Raw genomic sequence first — 21674 nt, 5'->3', positions numbered from 1 at the left:
AAAAGGTTTTTTAATCCATATACCCCATAGCCTAAAGGGTCTTTTTTTATCCTTTAATTATGAGATAGCCATGATATCTCGCAATAACCAGATTTTTATAATGGTTAAAGCAAGAGTTGTTCACTGATTTAAATCAAGTCCGTCAGCAAGCTGAAGCTTGGTTATATCACTATAATAATGAGCGCCTTAATATGGGCAATGGCGGCTTTACGCCTATACAGAAACTAAACCGTGCAGCTTAATTCTATTTATTAGGTGTCTTATAGTTGGGATGACTACCATATGTCGGATTGACTACAGTCTGCACAGTGCGGTTGGTTATGTGTCGCCTTTTGAGTTTGAATCGATGTATTATGATAATATTGATCTAACAATATTAAAAAATAATTTATTAGGATAAATGGATGTACAACTTTTTAGAGCGTTAATCAGTTAAAAAGGTTTGGCTGTTTTACAATCGCTTTTTAAGATAATTTAATAGCGTCTCTAATCTGTTTACACCCAGGTTACTTCATAGAAACTAATTAAGGAAAGGCTATGCATATCACTGCTAATTTTGATGCGGGTAATATTGAGGTTATTAATTTAGAGGATAAAAAAGATATCCAATTGGCTATTCGTCTGGACTTTGGGGGAGAGTTTTTCCAGTGGTTTAACTTTCGTTTAGCAGGTCAGGTTGGAGAGCAGTATATTCTTAATATTCTTAATGCAGGCGAAGCGTCATTTCCTGCAGGGTGGGAAGATTACCAAGCGGTTGCTTCGTACGATCGTCAGCATTGGTTTCGTCTGCCAACTTCTTATAAAGACGGAAAGTTAACCATAGTGGCAGATATGGAGTGTGACAGCATTCAAATTGCTTATTTTGCTCCTTACAGTTACGAGCGTCATCAAGATTTATTAGCAGCCGTACAAATGCACCCGTTAGTGACTTTAGAGCATTTAGGTGAAACCTTTGATAAGCGCGACTTAACGGTAGTCAAAATTGGTGATAGTGATAGCAATAGTAATGCGAATAAACGCAACATTTGGATTACTGCGCGTCAGCATCCAGGTGAAACGATGGCTGAATGGTTGGTCGAAGGTTTAATGGACAGCTTGTTAGACAGTGATAATGCCACTAGCAAGTTGTTATTAGAAAAAGCTAACTTCTATATTGTGCCTAATATGAACCCCGACGGTAGTGTGCGTGGACATTTACGTACTAATGCATTAGGTATTAACTTAAACCGTGAATGGTTAAACCCAAGTTTAGAAAAAAGCCCTGAAGTATTTCATGTGATCAATAAAATGGAAGAGACCGGTGTGGATCTATTTTATGATGTGCACGGCGATGAAGCATTACCTTTTGTGTTCCTTGCCGGCTCTGAAGGTGCGCCCAGCTATAACGACCGCCTCGCGGGTCTCCGCAATAGATTTTCAGAAGTGTTGAAATTAGCCAGTGCCGACTTTCAGTCTGAAATTGGTTATGGCATTGGTGCGCCGGGTGAAGCGAATATGACTCTCGCAACTCACTGGGTGGCTGAACGTTTTGATTGCCTTGCAAATACTTTAGAGATGCCCTTTAAAGATAACGATAATGTACCCGACTCAGCTATGGGTTGGTCACCAGAGCGTTCTGCTAAATTAGGGGAAGCATCGTTAATTGCCATGTTGGCGGTCGTTGACACCTTACGTTAACTAATATTCGCTAAATTAAATATGAAAAACATATTTTAATTTGCTATTCATACTACTTCTACTTATTTCTACGATATCAAATTTATAGATAATGATAATATCTATCGGTATGAGTAGTAGTTAACAACAACTCAGCAGTCCTTTAACAATATTGTAGTGGTGCTAGTAGGTAACGAGTAAAGATCTGGTGCTAATGATTTGAAGGTATCCGAGTTGGGTGATGTGCTCAATACCGTAAAGAATACCGTAAAAACCCCGTGTGTAAGCGTATTTATTGAGTATATATCGGTGATTTACGTCTTACTAGATAATAAAAAAACCCGGTAGCATAAGGGCTACGGGGTTATATGTTTACTTGTTATAATGTTTATTGGTGCGCCCACCACGCTTCAATCATTAATCTATAGGCCTTTATTGGTAAGGGTTACAGGTTTTATTATTATTATATGCACAACAATATGTACAACATTTAGCTATCGCTAGTCACGTTTTGTGATTATAAAAAGGAATGAAAAGATATTTACAAGAAAGTTTGGAAACATCTCATAAGTAGAGACAAGATTTCACTATTGGGGTAAACGTACCAGCTACTTACTCAACACCATCTACTACTTATACATTTCTTACATAGAGTTGTTCTGCGAATGACCATGCGCGCGCGATCAACGCACATTCTTTCGTGTCTTATTTGAGCTAAAAATAGTTGCTAGGTAAAATCAGGGAATTACGTCATTCTTGTTTCCTAACAATATTCTTGCTTCCAACGCCAGCTCTCTAATTTATTGACCTAGAAGTAGTTTTTGACTTTGGAAACAAAATCTAATAAAGGGTTTTTTGTTTCCTGATCCTTTTGTTTCCATCTATTCTGTTTCCATATATTAGTGTCAAACACTGACTCTAATGAAGCTTTCCCCCGATCCTGTCATGTGATTAATTTTCCGAAACGTATCTATAAAATTTTTGCGTGTCCTATTTTACACTTAAAATAACTGCTGGTTAGAATTAACGAATTCCATCGTTTTTGATTCCTGTGATTATTTTTGATTCCCGTTACAGTCATTATACCCATTGACGTAGCGGTGGTTTTTAGCATTGGAATCACAATCCAATAAAGGGTGTTTTGATTCCTGCTTTTCTGGATTCTACCTATTTTGATTCCATATATCACCGTCAAACATTAAGCCTGAAAGCTCTTGTACTGTTCTCGTATGGGGTTAATTTGCCAAAGCGCGTCCTGCTACGATAACTACGATAACTACGATAACTACGATAACTACCTAAGAGTTAAAGCCAGCTCCCTGTGATTTGACCTTCTCACAATGATCTAAACCAATCTTAATAGCTTCTGATAAATCAGCGTTAGGTATAACAGGATTGATTATAGTTGTCTTTAGATTGTTTTTCTTCAAACCAATTTCAGCCAGACGGTTGAGTGGCCAGCCTATTTGCGACTCATCATTAGCGGTATCGTTAGGGAAAAAGTAAACCTCACTCATACTACAGGCAATTTCCCCATATTCAACTGTGAATGGATAAGGTTTGATGTTGTCCACTGCTGTCCATTGTGACTCCCTTATTTGTACAAAGTCGTCATCAATATTTTGCACAGGCTGGCAAGCTGTTAGTAATATCAGTATTAAGTAAACGGGCTTATTCATTCTTTGCCTTTTAATATCTTAAGTAACGCGAAGAAACTTAGTATGAGGGTGTTATTAATGGGTTTTACAATTCTAACATTCCCTGATAGCACATTATTATTAGTCTTTTTAACTTTATCGCTATATGACAAAGCCCGCAACTCACGAAGTCAATTATTGCTTCTACATCAAATAATAGTTAATAAAACACCTTACTTCTAATATAACGAGCAATTAAGTTTGCATCTTAACCTCGCTAGCCCTTACTATCATACAGTGACCGTCACCAGTCGATACCCTACATTACTGTGTGTATTATCAAAAATCCAAACTTATACCGTAATACCAAGTATTTACCTTTGCTCAACAAACAATAAGATGAACTAATGACCAAAAACTTTTCTCAAACAGCTGCTTTTATCTGGTCAGTTGCTGACCTATTACGTGGTGATTTTAAACAATCACAATATGGGCGAGTGATACTGCCATTTACGCTATTGCGCCGTTTAGAGTGCGTGTTAGAAAATACTAAGGCAGATGTGGTCGCTGAGAGTCAGCGTATCGCTGGCATGGATTTGCCTGAGGAGGCGCAAGAGCAGTTCATTATTCGTGCCAGCAAGCATGCGTTCTATAATATCTCGCCTATGGACCTGAGTAAGATGGGTCAAAGCGATATTAAAGACAACTTGAACACTTATATTCAATCCTTCTCTAAAGACGCACGTGAAATATTCGAGCATTTTAAGTTTGAAGAGTTTGTCGGTCAGCTAGCAGACGCCAATTTACTTTATAAAGTGGTACAAAAATTCGCCAATACTGATCTTAGCCCTGAAAATATTTCTAATCATGAAATGGGCTTTGTGTTCGAAGAGCTGATCCGCCGATTTGCGGAGAGTTCTAACGAAACCGCAGGAGAGCACTTTACCCCACGTGATATCGTGCGCCTGACCACTTCCTTAGTATTTATGGAAGATGATGATGCACTGACCAAAGACGGCATTATTCGCACCATATATGACCCCACAGCAGGGACGGGCGGCTTCTTATCTTCTGGTATGGAGTATGTGCTTGAGCTAAACCCTGACGCTGTGATGCGTACCTATGGTCAAGAGCTAAACCCTGAGTCTTACGCCATCTGTAAAGCCGATATGCTGATCAAAGGGCAAGAGGTGGATAACATTAAGCTGGGTAACACCTTGTCTAGTGATCAGCTGGTCGCTGAGAAGTTTAACTACATGCTGTCTAATCCACCGTTTGGGGTAGATTGGAAAAAGATATCAGGTGAGATTAATGATGAACACCAGCAAAAAGGCTTTGATGGCCGCTTTGGTGCTGGCTTGCCGCGCGTATCAGATGGCTCGCTATTATTCCTCATGCACTTGCTCAGTAAGATGCGTTCTATCACTGGTAGCAGCCAAGATGACAATCAAGACAGTAATGCTAAAGACCAAAACAACGGCAGCCGTATCGGTATTATCTTAAACGGCTCACCGCTATTCACAGGCGGCGCAGGTAGTGGCGAAAGTGAGATTCGCCGTTATATCCTTGAGGCAGACTTGCTTGAAGCAATCATCGCCTTACCGAACGATATGTTCTATAACACGGGTATTGCTACCTATGTCTGGATATTAAGTAATAAGAAAACGCTTGAACGTCGCGGCAAGGTACAGCTGATTGACGGTAGTAATCTATACAGCAAGATGCGTAAGTCGCTGGGCTCTAAGCGTAATGAGATGAGCGAAGACGATATCAAGACCATTACCCGCAGCTTTGGTGACTTTGAAGTGGTTGATGCACGGGTACTTGATAAGCCAGAAGAGGTTAAATCTAACCGTGGTCGTCAATCGGCAAACCCTAAAGCGGAACCTGCTAAGACTTTTGCCAGTAAGATATTTGCCACCCATGAGTTTGGCTATCGCCGTCTAACGATTGAGCGTCCGTTACGTTTATCTGCTCAGCTATCTGATAGTGCTATCGATAGCCTACGTTATGCAGCTAAGCCATTTGATATCGTCATGCCAGCGTTGTATGAAGCGTTTGGTAGTGATTGGACGACTGACGATAATACCGATGCTAATACTAGCAATTACGGCGACTTATCAGCGGTCACGGTAGATGCACGCGCAATGATCAAGGCAGACTTTAGCGAGCTTAAAGAACGCCAAGTCAAAGACGTACTCGATGCCAAGCTATGGCAGGATCAGCTTGAGATACTGAACAAAGCCAAGTCTTTGCAAGCGGCTATAGGCGCGCGCCAATTCGATGATTTCAATGAGTTTGAAAAAGTGTTTAAACAAGCGTTAAAAGACGCTGATGTCAATCTTGATACGAAAGAGAAAAAGCAGCTGCTAGATGCTATCACTTGGAAAAACCCCAATGCTGAGCCAGTGATTAAAAAATCAGTGAAAGCTGCCAATCCGCTCTATGGTGCGTTTAGCTACACTGACCCTGCGAGCAAGACTAAAATTGTAGAGTTCCAAACAGACAGTGATCTACGCGATTATGAAAACGTACCGCTCAATCCTGATGTAACGACCACTGAGTTAATTGAAGCTTACTTCGCCCGTGAGGTACAGCCGCATGTGCCTGATGCGTGGATAAATAGCGATAAAATAGATGCCATTGATGAAGAGATCGGCATCGTTGGCTTTGAGATACCGTTTAACCGTCACTTCTATGTCTATGAGCCACCGCGCGCGCTGGCGGACATCGATACAGATTTGGATAAGGTTAGCTCAGAGATTATGCAGTTATTGGGTGAGGTGCATTCGTAATGGCTGAATTGGTGACGAAGTATCGGCAGTACGCAGAATATAAAGATTCTGGGGTTTTGGTCTTAGGTTTCATACCTAATCAATGGATAACTAGTAAACTTGCCTATACTTTTTTAAAAGCTAATGCAGGTGAAGTTATTGATAAAACTTATTGGGGAAACGGTAAAGAGACTTTATACACTTGCAATAAAACACCGTTATTATCAGATTATATTGGATTCCCTGAAGAAAAACGTACAACAAAAAATGATTTGCTTTTAACTAGAAATGGAACTCCGTACGTTCACAAACCTGTTGAAAATTCGATATATTCTAATGTTGTTCAACGTATAACTTTGAGCTCTGATTTTGACAGGAACTATTTATCCTATTGCTTAGGAAACTCAGCATTGAGTCTTAAAGGTTACGGTGTTTCTATAGAGAGTTTTAACTTTGAAACTTGGAAATCAATGCAGTTTGCTGTCCCTTCAATGAAAGAACAAAAGAAAATCGTTGATTTTCTCGACCATGAAACTATCCAAATCGATACGCTAATCGAAAAACAGCAAACCCTTATCCAACTGTTAAAAGAGAAGCGCCAAGCGGTTATCAGTCATGCGGTGACTAAAGGCTTAAACCCTGATGTACCGATGAAAGATTCTGGGGTGGAGTGGTTGGGGGATGTGCCGGAGCATTGGCAAATTGTACCAGTAAAACACATATCAAAAATACGATATGGAATAGGTGAACCCCCTAAATATCAAGAAGAAGGAATTCCGTTGATACGAGCTACAAATATTCGTTCAGGCAAGATTTCGGAAGCTGGTTTAGTTTTTGTTAACTCAGACGATATTCCTGAAAATAGAATCGTTTGGTTGGATAAAGGCGACATCATTGTTGTTAGAAGTGGTGCAGGTACTGGAGATTCATCAATTATTCCAAGCAAGTACAAAGGTAGTATCGCAGGCTTTGATATGGTTGTTAGGGCTACAGGCTGTCTACCTGAATTTTTAGGGTATGTTTTGTTAAGCAACTATGTGAGGAATAGTCAGTTTGACCTTGAAAAGACACGTGCAGCACAGCCTCATCTTAATGCTGAAGAGCTAGGAGATAGTTTTATTATTTTGCCTAAAGATAAAGAGCAGAAGCTAATAGTCGAGTATATAGATCGAGAGATTTTAAAGTTTGATAAGCTAGTTACTAATGCGCAGTCAGCCGTTCAACTCATGCAAGAACGCCGCACTGCTTTAATATCTTCCGCTGTCACTGGCAAGATTGATGTTCGTAGCTGGGAAGCGCCTGACAATATCTAATACCAATTTAAAGCAAAGCAAAGTTTAAGATATACTTCTATTAAGATATCCTTATTAAATTACAGGTTGTTCAAATGACTAGTTTTGAAGATGATAATGGCTCAAGCTATGTGGGCGTCGGTGGTGATTTTGCTAATGTATTAGATCATAACGACTATTTAGCTTTGATTAATTCAACAGACACAGCAGGAGTCGTTTTAAGAGTACATTTAATTTTAGAAGATTTTCTTAATATTTGGTGCTCTAAAACATCAGGAAGTGAGGATTTATTTAAAGGTCCTTTTATTGGTTTTAGATCTAAGTTGTCTATAGCTCAAAACCTAGGATTAGATAGTAAGATTTTCGAAGTATTGGATAGGTTTAATAAGATTAGAAATAGTTATTCGCATAATAGGAAATATACTTTAGAACAAAGCCGCCTAGATGCATTGATTTTATTCGTAGATGAATTGCCTTTATCTGAGAATCTGTTGCCTTGTAAAGAGTTCTCTATTCACATTGGAGGAACTGACACAACAACTGGTAAAGACATAGAAAGAAGTTATAAATATGAAGATGCTGATTTAAATAAAAAGATAATTATAGTTTTTATTGTGCTAGTTCTTAAATTACTTGGTTGGATGCAGTCAGAGTTTGAACGTAAAGGTATTAACTATACTATTATTTCGGATTTTCTTGAAAAATAAAAATATCAGAAAGAGTAGTTGGAGTAAAATCTATTTATATTATAGTTTTGCTAAACTTTCTGTTGGCTTATAACTTTCTTTACCTATGCTAATCCTTCATAAGAATTCTCAAATAATAACTTAATTCTCCTAACTATAATAAGAAAAAACTATGACCGACACTACTTACGAATCTGTCTTTCAAGCCGATATCGTCAGCCAAATGCAAGTAACTGGCTGGCAGTTGGGTCATGCCAGCGGCTATCAAGCAGAGACCGCGCTATATGAGCAAGATGTGCTGGACTTTGTGCAGACTACCCAGCCGCAGGAGTGGGAGAAGTTTTGTCGTACTTATCCTATCGACTCTGAGCGCCACTTTATTGCAGCATTGGTTAAGCAGCTGAATAAAGCGGATGAACACTCTACCGATAAAGCCTCACGCACCTATGGCACGCTTGGTGTATTGCGTCATGGTCTAAAGATTCGTAATGCTCGTTTCTCTCTCTGCCAGTTTAAGCCTGAGCACAGCCTTAACCCTGAGATCATGGCACGCTATGAGAGCAATATCTGCCGTGTTGTCCCTGAGGTGGTCTATAGCCCTCACGTCAGTCTTCAAGACGGCGAAGACAGTAATGGCAAGGTCGCTAAACGTAACCGTATTGATGTGGTGCTATTCGTCAATGGCTTGCCAGTAGTCACCATGGAGCTCAAATCTGAGTTTAAGCAATCCGTACAAAACGCTATTACTCAATATAAGCGTACACGCCTGCCAAAAGACCCAGATACCAAGAAACTTGAGCCACTGCTGACGTTTAAGCGTGGCGCACTGGTACATTTCGCTGTCAGTCAATATGAGGTCTATATGACCACTAGGCTGGCAGGTAATAGCACTTACTTCTTACCCTTTAATAAAGGCACAGCGGAGGGCGGTGCGGGCAATGACACGCCTACCGATAGCAGCCGCTATGCCACTGATTACCTATGGAATGAGGTATTAACGCCGGAGAACTTACTCTCGATCCTTGGGCATTTTATGCACTTGCAGATCGAAGCAGAAGAAGATGTCATCGGACGTAAGTCCAAAAAAGAAACTATGATGTTTCCGCGCTATCATCAGTGGGATGTGGTGACTAAGTTGGTCAATGCCGCCATTAATGAGGGCGCTGGTCAAAAGTATCTGATTCAGCATAGTGCAGGTTCAGGTAAGTCCAACTCTATCGCATGGACAGCGCATCAGCTATCAACCTTGTACAATCATCAAGGCGATAAGCAATTTCATTCAGTGATCGTCATTACTGACCGTACTGTGCTCGATGACCAGCTTCAAGATACCATCTATCAGTTTGAACATGCTGATGGGGTGGTTGGCAAGATCAATAAAAAAGAAGGTGACGGCTCTAAGTCTGAGCAGCTTGCCGCCGCATTGGTGAACGCGCAACCGATCATTATCGTGACCATTCAAACCTTTCCTCATGTTCTAAAAGCCATTGAAGACTCTAGTGTTTTAAAGTCGCGCCGTTATGCCATTATCGCCGATGAGGCGCATTCATCGCAGACAGGCTCTACCGCACGCCAGCTAAAAGAAGTATTGGTCTCTGGTGATATAGAGAGTAATCAAGGCAATGCTATTGGTAATGACGCGCCGTTATCTAGTGAAGACAGTCTTGATGCTATATTGGATGCCACGCTTGCCGCGCGCCGTAGCAGTGAAAACCTAAGTTACTATGCCTTTACTGCCACGCCTAAGCCGAAGACTATTGAGCTATTTGGGCGTTTGCCTAATTCTGACTTGCCAGCATCGAAAGATAACTTGCCAGCCGCTTATCACGTTTACTCAATGCGCCAAGCGATTGAAGAGGGCTTTATCTTAGATGTCCTCAAGAACTACACCAACTATAAAGTGGTCTATCAGCTCAAGCAAAAGCTGGCCGCAGCCGATGATGAAGTGGATGCTCGCCGCGCTAAGATTAAGCTGAATAGCTGGGTGCGCCTACATGAGCATAATATCGCGCAAAAGGTCAAAATCATTATTGAACACTTTCACGATAACATCAAAGGTTTATTAGGCGGACAAGCCAAAGCCATGGTTGTGACTGGTTCACGTAAAGAAGCCGTACGCTATAAGCTGGCGTTTGATAATTATATTACTGAGCACTGCTACAAAGGCATCAATGCGATGGTAGCGTTCTCAGGTGAGGTCAGCTTTAACGACAATGACCCTGACAGTGGCGCGTTGATCGACCATAAGTTCACTGAGCATAATATGAATATCGGGCTAAAAGGCCGCGATCTACGTAAAGCCTTTGATAGTGATGACTATCAAGTGATGCTAGTGGCTAACAAGTTTCAGACGGGCTTTGATCAGCCGAAACTGTGCGCCATGTATGTTGATAAGAAGCTGACAGGCGTGGACTGCGTACAGACCTTATCACGGCTTAACCGCACCTATAAAGGTAAGGCGGAGAGCGGCACCTTCGTGCTCGACTTCTTTAATGATCCTGAAGATATTTTGGCAGCATTCCAGCCGTATTATGAGACTGCAGCCTTAGCGGATGTGTCTGACCCAGATCAAGTGTTTGATCTTTATAACAAACTCGATAACAGTGATATCTTCACTAAGAACGAAGTTGAGCAGTTCGTTGCGGCTTTTTATAGTAAGCACAAGTCCAATGCCGCCATTAGTAATATCTGCAAGCCAGCGGTCGATCGTTGGCAGAAGCGCTATAAGCTGGCACGTGAGCAAGCACAATATGCTAAGGCAATGCTTGAGCGTACCAAAGCGACTGGTGATGTAGTACTGATGACCAATGCTGAAAACGACTATAAAGGCTTCAAACTTGAGCAAGATGAGCTGGAAATCTTTAAAAAGGATTTAGGTACATTCACACGCCAGTATGAGTTTATGTCGCAAATTGTTGACTATGACGATAAAGAATTAGAGAAGCTTAGCCTATACGCGCGTAATCTACAGCCACTACTGCGTGAAAGCTTTGATGATGAAGATGATGTCGATCTAAGTAACATCGTCATGAGTCATTACCGTGTCTCAATTCTGCATCAGCAACACCTAAAGCTAGAAGAAAGTAAAAGTGAGTATCAACTGGATACTGGTGGCGGCGGTGGTACAGGGAAACCAAAGGATCAAAAAGAAGCGTTTTTATCGCAGATTATTGAGCGGTTGAATGAAGTGTTTGCAGGCGAAGACTTTACCGAAAATGACATGGTCAATTTTCAAAATACTATTTGGGATAAGGTCACTGAAAATGAGATCGTCGTAAAGCAGTTCGCTAATAATAAGAACAGTCCTGATCAAATTATGTTAGGTGGTTATCCTGATGCTGCCATGGACGCGCTGTTTGAAAGCCAAGAGGCTTATGAAGGTATGACCATGCATCTATTATCTAATCCTAATCAGTTTAAGAAGTTCATTAGACTAATGCTTGATACTAAGCTAGGTGCTGAGGAAATGATATAATATCTGAGTCAGATAAACTTGCCCGAAAACGATTGGTTTTCACGCCTTTTTTATCGCTTTAGTGGTACACAGCTACTTCCAGTTTCAGGTGTTTTTTTGGTTCCAAAGCTATTTTTGGTTCCAAGCTGAAACTATTTCTGTGACTGGGCTAAGAGTAGTTTTTCATGTTGGAACCAAAAGATAAACAGGGGTGTTTTGGTTCCAAATTCCACTGGTTCCATGGTTTTTGGTTCCAATATTTCGTCCTGAATAGTGTGATTTAAAAGCAAGATCAATAGCACTGATAAGTTGGCTATTGGGCTTGCTTTTGGTACATGTAGAAAATTAAACTGATTCCAAGTTAATGCTGTTTTTTGCTTCCAAGCACTTTTTTGCTTCCAAGGTGAAACGCTTTATACGGCTGGGCTAAGCTTGGTTTTTTCATGTTGGAAGCAGTTTTTTATAGGGTCTTTTTGCTTCCTGCTTCCACTGCTTCTAGGGTTTTTGCTTCCAATATTTTCTATTCATTTAATATCAAGGTCAATAGCGTTTATAGGCGGGTTAGTTGGCGTGTTTTTGGCATAACTATCATATTAGACTGATTCCATATTTATGCTATTTTTGATTCCACAAGCCTTTTTGATTCCAAGCTGAATTGCTTTATATGACTGGGATAGAGGTGGTTTTTTGACATTGGAATCAGTTGTTAATATAGGTTTTTTGATTCCAATATCGTATGATTCCAATATCGTATGATTCCGCTATTTTTGATTCCAATATCTTTCACTAATATCGTTAGAATACAAACACTAAAAAAGGCATGCGTATTAACGTATGCCTTTTAATATTTTAGTCGTCGAGATAGTTATTAGTTATGAATAATTGGCTATCCTGCCAAATGGTGGAATCTCGTCATCAGGCTCAGTTTAGCCAGTTCAAAAGATTGGCTCAACCGTTTAGCTTTGTGACCTGATTATCACAATTGTGTGAGTTGGGCAGGTTCTTGTTTCGGTGTCAGTGTGACTTGCAAGCCCATAGCATCAATAATCTTTAGCATAGTGTCAAAGCGTGGCTTTTCTGACTGCAAGGTCTTATAAAGGCTCTCACGTCTTATCCTTGTCTTTTGTGCCAGCTCATTCATGCCCTTTGCCCGCGCCACATCGTTTAAGGCTTGGATAAACTCGCTGGGCATACCGTCAGTCAATATCTCATTTAAGTAAGCATTGATAAGAGTTTCATCTGTCAGATACTCCGCCACATCAAAACGGCTGGTTTTAATATTAGTCATTGGGACGCTCCTTTGTTTGTTCTTTAACTTGTTGCCACATCGCACAAGCCTTTGTAATGTCGCTTTTCTGGCTATCTTTGCTGCCACCTAACAGTAGCAGATAAACCACATCACCTTGCTTGGCATAATAGACGCGGTAACCGTTGCCTTTGAATATGCGCATCTCATAAATACCGCCTGTGTCAGGAAGTAATTTATGGTCACCAAAGTTGCCGTTTTCTGCTCGTTTAATCCGTGCCAGTATGCCAACTTTACCTAGTGGGTCTTTAAGCTTGTGCAGCCAGCGGCTAAATTGGTCGGTTTGGTCAACACTAATCATTATCAAAACCTAATATATATCATTATCAGTGTAAACTTTCGGATAATGGAATACAAGTGCATTTGGTAGCTGCTCTCATATCTGAAAAAGGCAGACGATTAGCGGCTGCCAATATAGTTTCATATCTAAGAAAACCTGCTTAAACTGCTTAAATTGGCTGTAACGTATGATGGTTAAGGGTTTTGCTTAAGACAGGGGTTTGCTTAACGTTGCTTAAATTGCTTAAGTTTGTCTTAAACAGGGTTATTTTGAGCTGAGTTTAAGCCGTTTAAGCAAGCTTAAAATTTGGTCATCTTAATGAAAACCCCCTAACTATAAGGGATAGAGGCTGTTTAAGCAGTTTAAGCAGGATTTCTTAAGCGTTAATACTAATCGTATAGATTTGGATTGATTAATACTACTTTGCTGCGTCCCTCCATTTCCTGCCTGATATGTTTAGCAGACTCCAATTTGTCTAACTCACTTTGCAATAACTTGGTATTTTTACGCATTGGGTTAGGGGCATTGTTTGATATATAAGTTCTGCCTAATTTATGCGGCTTCTTGTCCTTTGCCTTATCAACTAGCCAGCCGCTTAGCTTCTCACTGTCGTTCTGTTCACCTGTAGGGGTTGCATCAAGATAGCGCAAGCGTTCGGCTGTGGAATACTCTACCAACATAAAAGCGCGTGTAATGTCGTCTGTGGTGATTGTATTGCGTCCCTCAAAAAACGCCATTAATGATGCTATACGACTGGAATTTTCTGCCATACGCGACGCATACGCTTTTACAGTAGCAAACACGCTGCCTTGTCTTTGCCTGTTCTCTATCGCTTGCATGTGACCATAAAAGACTTGTTCAGTTTGTTTGTCTACCCATTGCATTTTGATGCGTTTAGGCTTACCTGTGGTGTCGTTAGGCTCGTTGGCTGGCAATGGATCAAGTAAAATTTGGCAGCGTGACCAGTATTCTATTAAGCAAGGGTCATCGTTTGGGTCATCGCTTAGGCGCTTTGGGTCGTCATATGTTCGATAACCTCGCAAGTCCTCAGGACAAGCAATTAAAGCACGGGCTAAAAATCCTTGCCCATTCATCAGTGGGTCGGTTAATGCTGGCTCTAAAATAATACGTTGAGCCATTAACATAAGTGTAAACCGTGCGTCATAGGCTTTAGTACGTGGATTAGCAAAAGCGTTCTTTAGCGAGCGTGTACGATTGACCACCCCACCACTGTAAAGGTCTGTAAAACTTGTTAGGGCGTTTCCTGCAGTCTTACTGGTCATTGAGTGACCGTTAAAAAATTGTGCGCCGTCATCGGTTGCCCATGAGCCGTTAATAATCTCAAGATTGACATATTTATCAAGTATCGTTTCTATGGTGGCTTCTTTAAAAACGGTTTCAGGGTTATATGGCTTTGGTGTGCTATCAAGGAATGTCTTTAATTCACCACCCTTCAAGCTGGCTTTTTCTGTGTCCCATATATCTAAGTCAGTTAAATATTGCTCATATTGCTGTTTCTCATAGGCATCTATTTTGAAGTAAGTTAGGTTCATAGCTTCGGTTTTACCGCTGCCACTCTCGCCCTCTGTTATCAGTATTAGGCTGGCTGGCTTATGACCATGGCCAAAAGGTGCATCAACAAAGCGTTGCCCCATGTGTGCTAGTGCGCCTAAAACGCATTGCGCTGCCATACCAAGCGATACTTGTGCATAATATGCTACGGCTTCAATGACCCGTCTTAGTAATCCGTTCCATGCTTCTATAGGGTAGGGTGTTGGCTGGCTTGAGTCACTAGCTAAGGGTTCAGGGTCGCCCCACTCGAGTGCTTCAAGCTCTATAGTTTCCGCATCTGCGATAAGGTCACTTATTAAGTCACCCTCATTCAGTCTGCTAATAATGTCATCTATTGCAATATGAGCAATCGCGTTCACGCCTGCCAAACGGCTTGTTATTCTGTCTTTGTGCTGGGCGGTGTCAATAATATTTATAGTTTTAACTTCGGCAAAATGTCTTAGCGTTTTATCGTATAGACTTTGATTAAGACACGCGAAGACGGTTACGTTTTCGTTACCGTTCATCATGGCTAGGGCTGCGTAAAGCGTGACTGCATCACTCAAACCAGTTACTAGCCACCAGTCATCGTTAAGGCTCATTGAGCCAATAGCGTAGGCGCTTGCTTGCGTGGTGTCCGATATGTTAGGCGGTTTATCACTATTAGGCATGTGTGCTGCCACGTTGACAGGTTCACCTTTATTCTTGACCATAATAAGGCCATAAGCGCCTTTAGTATTAGGTAGTTTATCGCCTTTGCTATTACCGCCCCTCATGCTAATATCATCATGTAGGTAGCGCGTATTATCAATATGGTTTGTTGGCAATCCTAAGTCATCATGCAAGCTATCTAACTGGCTTAAGTCACCATCTTGTGCACGTTGTCCTAGTGTAGTGTTATCAAAGTCAGCAATGTATTCAATGAAGCCGCCCGTGTTCTCAGCACGGGCTTTTTCATGGGTGTCTGTTACTGGTGTTGTGTTCATCTATTCCCCCTTGCTTGCGATTTTTTCGGCTGGCGCGTCGCTCTATATTTTTTGTAGTAGCATTTGCGCTTGGCGTATTTACGGCGTTGTTTAGGCTGTGGGTAGGTTGTCACTGTGACACCTGATTACCGTAACGAATCAATAAAAAGAGACGGGGAATTAATAGCGCACACAAAACCGCATCACCAATATCAAAGGTGGCTGGTTTGGTCGTCGGGGTAGTGGTGTTTGAAGTCGTGCGGATTGAATTAGCCATATAGCTATTTCCTAACGTTTTTTGAGTGAATGCCACGCTATACAATAAAAGTATAGGGTGACGGGTCTTACTCTCGGTAACGTTAGTAACCGCCTTGCATATTCGCCTTACGGCTATTTTATTTTGCAGCGTCAACCCGTCATAGTCGGTTGGCAAGCATTGAGGTGCTGCCATAGATATGAGGTATTGCCCCCTTGGTACGCTTGTATGCGTGGGTGGGGCGGTATCTGTATGTTTTGATAAGGATTGAGAGTCCAGATCAATAACAGACACAAAAAAAGCCAAAATTTTACGGCTGGCTTGTCCGCTAACGTTTTTTGAGAGGTCTATATAGTAACCGCTGGTGTCATCGCTTGCAATCAGTTTTGCATTGACAGGCTGGCAAGCTATCAATGACAGTAGCAAGCCAATGCCTATCACCCATGCCATAAAGATAGTAAATCTTAGTAGTAAGCCACGCTTGCTAGCCTGTGGCTCATTAGCTGGCGTATGGTTGGGCTTTAGGTTGGTTTTGATAGGTTTGTTACTCATGGCTTGATACCTCCGCTTGGTACGGCAATGCGTAGTCAAGAAGCATTTCACTAACAAGGCCTGCCAGCTCGCTATTGGCAAGCAATGCTCCTTTGACTGCGACAAGAACACCTTGGCTAATACCATCTTTTGTTTTGATGGCATCTAGCGCGGCGGCTAAGTGTTCTGTATCGATATAAATATCTTGTACACGGGCATTAATAAGCTGTAAGTACATACTATCCACGGTCACTAGGCGACTGTCTGGGGTATTGTTCGTTACGCTGGGGTGGTTATTCACAGGGTCACCTCGCTATTAGATAGTTCACTTTCAAGTAAGGTCTGTTCATCGAGCCAATAGACCGCAAACCATTTATTGTTATGCTTGATCATTTCACTTTGAATTAGCAGTCCTGCACTGCGTAAGTCGTGTATGCGTGGGGCTAGACTTGTAATTCTATAAAGACGGATAGAGTCCCATATGGTGATAGTTGCGCCTGTCATTAGATGCGATCTAACTATTTCTATTTGGGTCTTAGGTGCTGGCTGGTTGGTCACTGGGGCGGTGGCTGTAGTCGTCATATTAAACACCCTCTTGTGCGTTGGCATTGTCGTCTGACGACTGGGTATGACTGTCTAGCCAGCGATTGATTTCGGACAAGCGCCATAGACTAGCCCGTCCGATTTTTACGGGGGCTGGGAATTGGTTTTGATTAATTAGATGGTAAATGTGCTTGGCAGAGAAGCCAGTAATGCCACGGGTAGCGGCTTTGGCGGTGACGGTGCGCTGTTGACCTGCTGCGGTGGTGTGGGTACTAGCGGGACGCGCTGGTTGATTGGCAAGGTTTGCCATTCTTAGATACTGATCGACTAAGGTCATGATAGTTCACCTCATAGCGGTTAAGGGAATAGCCGGTAATGGCTGGTTGCTATGAGGTGAATGATAGGGGGTAGTTTATTTCTTGTCGTTTCTACAGAAATTTTGGTTTTTTCTAATAGAAATTATTTAAGGTATAAATCTTTGATTTAGATGCTTTTTTGCTTCTGTGTATTTCTTATCTAAAGTGCCTTTCGATATACCACTAACGCTTTTGTACTCTGTCAAAATAGTTTGAGTTAATGACTCTTGTGTAAGATTTTTCTTAGCAGCCTTTTTTATACAGTGCATGACTGCGCCTAGTAGTAATAAACTATCACCTTGACCTTCTTTTTTATCGGTATCAGTAGCTGGCGTGTCTGCTTGCTTACTTAGCTGGTCATTGAGCCTATTTATATCTTGCTCTTGTTGTTCGATCTGCGCGTTGGCGGCTGCCAGTTCTTCGAGTAGCTGTTCATTGGTTTTAGGTTCGCCATGCGCTACCGTTGGCGTTCCCATTGCAAAGCTACCATTAGATTTTTCTGCTTCTAGCTCATTTATTTTTTCTTGTAGGCGCTGCAACTTAATAAGTATTTCGTCATCAACTAAAGAGGGTTTTACTTCTAAAAGACGATGCTCTCCTACGCCAAAAAATACTGGGTTAGTGAAGTCAACGATACCATTAGGAAGTACTTGTTCTATAGATTCTTTAAGCCAAAAACAATTTTTAAACAGGTTTTGAATTTTTATTACTTCAGTAGGCGCAATTTTTTTACCAGACTTTAGAAGTAACATTTTTAAAAATAACTTTGCTTCATCAGTCTCTGGCTCATCTATTTGCTTAAAATCAAAATCCTCAGGGTCATAAATAAAGTAACGAACTTTTTCATGTAGTTTTAATCTCAATAAAGCCTCAACTACGGTGAAATAAGTTTCATTACTAGCGTAAGTGTTATCGCTTCTTTCCTCATCAACAGCAATTATGTTAGAAACTAACCCCCAAAAAGAAATATATTTCTTGTCCTGCCTATCTTTCAACGTATCAAGTAACGACACATTCGCACCCTCGTACACCCTTAAGTTAAAATAGGAGCAAGGCGATGACAGCTTAAGGGTGCGATAGCTATCGTTCGGGTAATTAGTCCTAGCCTTGCAATTGATATTGACGGCGGTTGACGCTATCAAGTTCGGTCTGCCAGTCTAATGCTGGCTATAGTTGTTAAAACCATGTTGTTAAATGTCGTTGTTAAAGCTGTTCAGCAAGTTTTAATAATACATCCTGTGATATGCCTTGCGCTTGCAAGCTTTTTATTAAATTTTCTTTGTCATGCGCCGCTATTTCAGTTGCTTGCTCATTCCTGCTATTCACTTCTTTTGTGACTTCATCAGGGGTCAATAAGTCAAAGCTAACCGCTTTGCCAGCGCGTAAATCATCAAGATGGTTCGCCCACTTATTCATCATCATTTGGCGTTCAGCTAAGTGTGCAGATAAATCATACCGTTTTTTCACGCTTGATTGTTCAAGGTGTGCAAGTTGTATCTCAATCAGATTATCATTGAATTGCAGCTCATACAGCCCTGTACTAGCCAGCTGCCTAAAACCGTGTCCTGTCATCTTAGGGTAAGGGTCGCCTGTGTAACCCATGCGCTTGAGTGCTTGATTAAACCACACTTCACTATAGGTATTACTGCGCTCGAAGTTATAGAACACATACCCCGTCTTTTCTGTCAGTGGACGCATACGCTCAATGATAGCCATAGCTTGTGGTGACAGTGGAATGATATGGTCTTGACGCATTTTCATCTTAGCCGCTGGTATGCGCCACACGTTTTTATGATAATCAATCTCTGACCATTCAAAAAACCTTAACTCTTTAGTTCTGACAAAACACAGCGTCATCAGCTGCATACCTGCCACTGTCTGGCCATGCCCATTCGGATTATCTTTACCATAGTTGTCAATATTGCGTAAAAGCTCTGAGAATTGGTGTTGTTCAATAGCTTTCATACGTTCAGCTTTATGGGTCCTAAGCGCCTTGCTGCGCCCATAAGCGACATTGATAATGTCATAGGCTAGTGTATTAATAGCATACTCAAACACTGACGTTATAAATGCCACGCTCTTGTGGGCGGTGTCCGTCGTCAATTTACCTTGCTGCTCAAAGTAGGTCTGTACGGCTAAACCTGTCTTAATCACATCTTGAGCTGTGATAGCTTGAATAGGGTAGTCACCGATATGTGGCGCTACATGCTTATCGAGGTAGGTTTGTAGCTTCTGGACGTTTTTGGGTGTGGTGTCTGATTTATCATTGATATAGCTTTGCGCTATCACATTGAATAAGTCTTTTTGCTCAACGCTATTCTTGTGCTTGTTCTTATCAATGGCGGGGTCAATATCATCAGCAAGTAATGCCTTCGCTTTATCACGCAAAGAACGAGCTTGTTTAAGACTAATATCAGGTTTGAATACGGTGTCAACATCTTGCTTTGATGACCTGTATGTTCCAATGTGAAAGGTTTTTTGTTTGGGCTTAATATCTTTATCTGACTGATAACGGTAAGTCATTACCCAGTACAGCGAACCCTTTGGGTCATGGACTAGATGAAGGCTATCACCATCGCTATATCTTTTACGTTTAGCCGGTGGTGCAAGCTTAGCAATAGCTTTTATGCCATTAACATTTAATAGGTAGTTTTTGCGCTCAGCCATTGCCACACCTCGATTAGCCACGATTAATAATTACCATGTACAACAATAATGCGATTTGTGTACAACAAAATAATGATAATTTCATGTATGTACATCAGTATGTACAACATTGTAAAGGTGATGATAGGTAATGACAAGTAATATCAGGAGACGTACAATGATTGTATAGAAGGGTTTGAGAGGGTTTAGGTAATGCGAGGTTACTGCTAAATACAATGATTGGTGCGCCCACCAAGACTCGAACTCGGATCGATCGCTTAGGAGGCAACTGCTCTATCCTGTTGAGCTATAGGCGCATTATAAGGAATGCCATTGTAAGAAAAAATACTTAAAAAAGCAATCAATGAAAGGCAGGTGCGATTACTTTCCATTGCTGAGCGCATCAGTGACTGTCACTGAGCTTTTATCTACTGCTGATTTTGCCTGTGATTTAGTATTAAACAAGTCGTCCATGTTATTTCTATAACCGTCGATATTGCCATAATCATATTTTTTTAATACGTCTTGCCCAGCGCTTGACAATAAAAAATTACGAAAGCTAATGGCAATAGGATTATCCGTTAAGACAACACCATCAACTGCTTGTGACTCTTTTATCCCATAGCTAAATGAAGTCAGATTGCGAGCTTCGTTATTAGCAGTGTCATCCTGCGCCATACTATCAGCATCAGCATCAGCATCAGCATTGACTTTACTCTGCTTAAGCTTGGTTTGAGCCTCATTAATTAAAGTTTGTAGGGAAGATAGTTGAGCTTGGGTGAGACCATCATCAGCAATAATGAGGTCAACATTGACCATAGATTTCGAAGGTTCGTTACCAGAGATACGGCTATCGGGTAAGGTAAGTAACATGCTATTGGAAACGTAGCGGGCTAAGACCTGTACATTTGGATAGCGCGATTCAAAGCTTATGATGACATCATCTAGGGGAACTTGTAGTTTATCCTCTGCCTGCACATATAAAACATTGCTGATAGCTGTATCTAGGTCTTCTGAGGCATTGGCAGACAGCTGACTGTTCGTAGCTTCGTTGGCAACGATCGGTAATGGGTCTACATTTTTACGATTACTCTGCCATAGCCATGTGAAGACACTGTTAGAGATAATTAGCATCAATAAGATCAGCCCAATCAACAGCACCTTATAATCTTTCATAGTTAACGGCTCGTTTCTTAATCAGTTTAGTTAGAAATTTAAATAGTTATGAGGTCTTATTTGGATTAGAGTGGCTGCTGCATCACTTCATCCGCTAAGTCTGCCAGCATATCGGTAAAGATATCTGTGGCTACGACTTGAACGCTTGTTTGACTGTTATCGCTACTAGGTAGGTTGGGTTTGTGCGTTAGATTAAATACAAATGGTTCGCCAGACATTTTTGCATGTGCGGCTAGTGGTGATTGGCTTGCAGTTAATTTATTTTTGAGCCAGTCAAAACCATGTGTTTCCCACCAGGCTTCAAAGCGTGGCACAGTGATACCGCGTATCGCAGCAGGTAGGTCTAATGTTCGCAGTTTGAGTGCCAATATAGGATCAACAATAGCTTGATGACTACTGAGATAAAGTGCATTTTTTGAACCATTATAAGGCTGTCGGCGCTGCCATGAAGTATTATCAATTTTCATACGTGGTAATTGCCACAGCGCTCCACGATAGTATACGACATACAAACGCTGTTCAGGATGAACAAAAATGGCATCGATGGGGCGCAGGGGCATAATGT

General features: G+C 41.3%; 17 protein-coding genes, 1 tRNA gene and 1 pseudogene. 6 read left to right on the top strand and 13 right to left on the bottom strand.

Going from position 1 to position 21674, the window contains the following annotated elements:
- Positions 1–101: 101 nt before the first annotated feature.
- Together H4W00_RS09225 and H4W00_RS09220 are read left to right on the top strand one after the other, a co-directional pair.
- A pseudogene (locus H4W00_RS09225) lies at positions 102–242 on the top strand (integrase core domain-containing protein); the annotation flags it as partial.
- Between the two features lie 295 nt (positions 243–537).
- Positions 538–1677 (top strand): M14 family metallopeptidase, encoded by a 1140-nt coding sequence (locus tag H4W00_RS09220; protein WP_209957500.1) that lies wholly within the window; start codon positions 538–540, stop codon positions 1675–1677.
- Positions 1678–2954: 1277 nt separating this feature from the next.
- Here the strand turns inward: H4W00_RS09220 and H4W00_RS09215 are convergent.
- Positions 2955–3335, bottom strand: coding sequence for a hypothetical protein (locus tag H4W00_RS09215; RefSeq protein ID WP_209957498.1), 381 nt, complete (start codon positions 3333–3335; stop codon positions 2955–2957).
- 365 nt (positions 3336–3700) lie between these two features.
- Between H4W00_RS09215 and H4W00_RS09210 the strand changes: the two genes are divergently transcribed.
- From H4W00_RS09210 to H4W00_RS09195, 4 genes are all read left to right on the top strand, one after another.
- Complete coding sequence (locus H4W00_RS09210) at positions 3701–6088, top strand: type I restriction-modification system subunit M (RefSeq protein ID WP_209957496.1); 2388 nt, start codon at positions 3701–3703, stop codon at positions 6086–6088.
- The gene (locus H4W00_RS09205) at positions 6088–7380 is read left to right on the top strand and encodes a restriction endonuclease subunit S (RefSeq protein ID WP_209957494.1); all 1293 of its coding nucleotides are present in this window, start codon (positions 6088–6090) and stop codon (positions 7378–7380) included. Before H4W00_RS09210 ends, H4W00_RS09205 begins: the two co-directional genes overlap by 1 nt.
- Positions 7381–7454: 74 nt before the next feature.
- Positions 7455–8066 carry a hypothetical protein gene (locus H4W00_RS09200; protein WP_209957491.1) on the top strand — a complete coding sequence of 204 codons (612 nt, stop codon included), beginning with the start codon at positions 7455–7457 and terminating at the stop codon, positions 8064–8066.
- A 151-nt stretch (positions 8067–8217) separates the two neighbouring features.
- Complete coding sequence (locus H4W00_RS09195) at positions 8218–11520, top strand: type I restriction endonuclease subunit R (RefSeq protein WP_209957489.1); 3303 nt, start codon at positions 8218–8220, stop codon at positions 11518–11520.
- Positions 11521–12475: 955 nt separating this feature from the next.
- Here H4W00_RS09195 and H4W00_RS09190 read toward each other — a convergent pair.
- The 12 genes from H4W00_RS09190 to H4W00_RS09135 form a co-directional block, all read right to left on the bottom strand.
- Complete coding sequence (locus tag H4W00_RS09190; RefSeq protein ID WP_209957487.1) at positions 12476–12787, bottom strand: addiction module antidote protein; 312 nt, start codon at positions 12785–12787, stop codon at positions 12476–12478.
- On the bottom strand, positions 12780–13106 hold the full coding sequence (locus H4W00_RS09185; protein WP_209957485.1) for a type II toxin-antitoxin system RelE/ParE family toxin: 327 nt from the start codon (positions 13104–13106) through the stop codon (positions 12780–12782). The genes H4W00_RS09190 and H4W00_RS09185 overlap by 8 nt, the downstream gene beginning before the upstream one ends.
- A gap of 368 nt (positions 13107–13474) precedes the next feature.
- The gene (locus H4W00_RS09180) at positions 13475–15622 is read right to left on the bottom strand and encodes a DUF3987 domain-containing protein (RefSeq protein WP_209957483.1); all 2148 of its coding nucleotides are present in this window, start codon (positions 15620–15622) and stop codon (positions 13475–13477) included.
- A gap of 109 nt (positions 15623–15731) precedes the next feature.
- Positions 15732–16409: a hypothetical protein gene (locus H4W00_RS09175; protein WP_209957480.1), complete on the bottom strand. Its 678-nt coding sequence runs from the start codon at positions 16407–16409 to the stop codon at positions 15732–15734.
- Positions 16402–16689, bottom strand: a complete 288-nt coding sequence (locus H4W00_RS09170) for a hypothetical protein (RefSeq protein WP_209957479.1) — start codon at positions 16687–16689, stop codon at positions 16402–16404. Before H4W00_RS09170 ends, H4W00_RS09175 begins: the two co-directional genes overlap by 8 nt.
- Entirely contained in the window at positions 16686–16970 is a 285-nt protein-coding gene (locus H4W00_RS09165) for a helix-turn-helix domain-containing protein (RefSeq protein ID WP_209957477.1), read from the bottom strand. Before H4W00_RS09165 ends, H4W00_RS09170 begins: the two co-directional genes overlap by 4 nt.
- Before the next feature lies 1 nt (position 16971).
- On the bottom strand, positions 16972–17268 hold the full coding sequence (locus H4W00_RS09160; protein WP_209957475.1) for a helix-turn-helix transcriptional regulator: 297 nt from the start codon (positions 17266–17268) through the stop codon (positions 16972–16974).
- A gap of 126 nt (positions 17269–17394) precedes the next feature.
- On the bottom strand, positions 17395–18300 hold the full coding sequence (locus tag H4W00_RS09155) for a hypothetical protein (RefSeq protein ID WP_209957473.1): 906 nt from the start codon (positions 18298–18300) through the stop codon (positions 17395–17397).
- A gap of 190 nt (positions 18301–18490) precedes the next feature.
- Complete coding sequence (locus H4W00_RS09150; RefSeq protein WP_209957471.1) at positions 18491–19954, bottom strand: tyrosine-type recombinase/integrase; 1464 nt, start codon at positions 19952–19954, stop codon at positions 18491–18493.
- Between the two features lie 220 nt (positions 19955–20174).
- Positions 20175–20250, bottom strand: a tRNA-Arg gene (locus tag H4W00_RS09145).
- Between the two features lie 64 nt (positions 20251–20314).
- Positions 20315–21109, bottom strand: coding sequence for a hypothetical protein (locus H4W00_RS09140; protein ID WP_209957469.1), 795 nt, complete (start codon positions 21107–21109; stop codon positions 20315–20317).
- Positions 21110–21174: 65 nt separating this feature from the next.
- The gene (locus tag H4W00_RS09135; protein WP_209957466.1) at positions 21175–21669 is read right to left on the bottom strand and encodes a hypothetical protein; all 495 of its coding nucleotides are present in this window, start codon (positions 21667–21669) and stop codon (positions 21175–21177) included.
- Positions 21670–21674: the final 5 nt, after the last annotated feature.

It is taken from the genome of Psychrobacter sp. PL19, from assembly GCF_017875835.1.
In the GTDB taxonomy this organism is placed as follows: domain Bacteria; phylum Pseudomonadota; class Gammaproteobacteria; order Pseudomonadales; family Moraxellaceae; genus Psychrobacter.
Note: the sequence above shows the minus strand (reverse complement) of the source record. Positions and strands in the feature narration are given on the sequence as shown.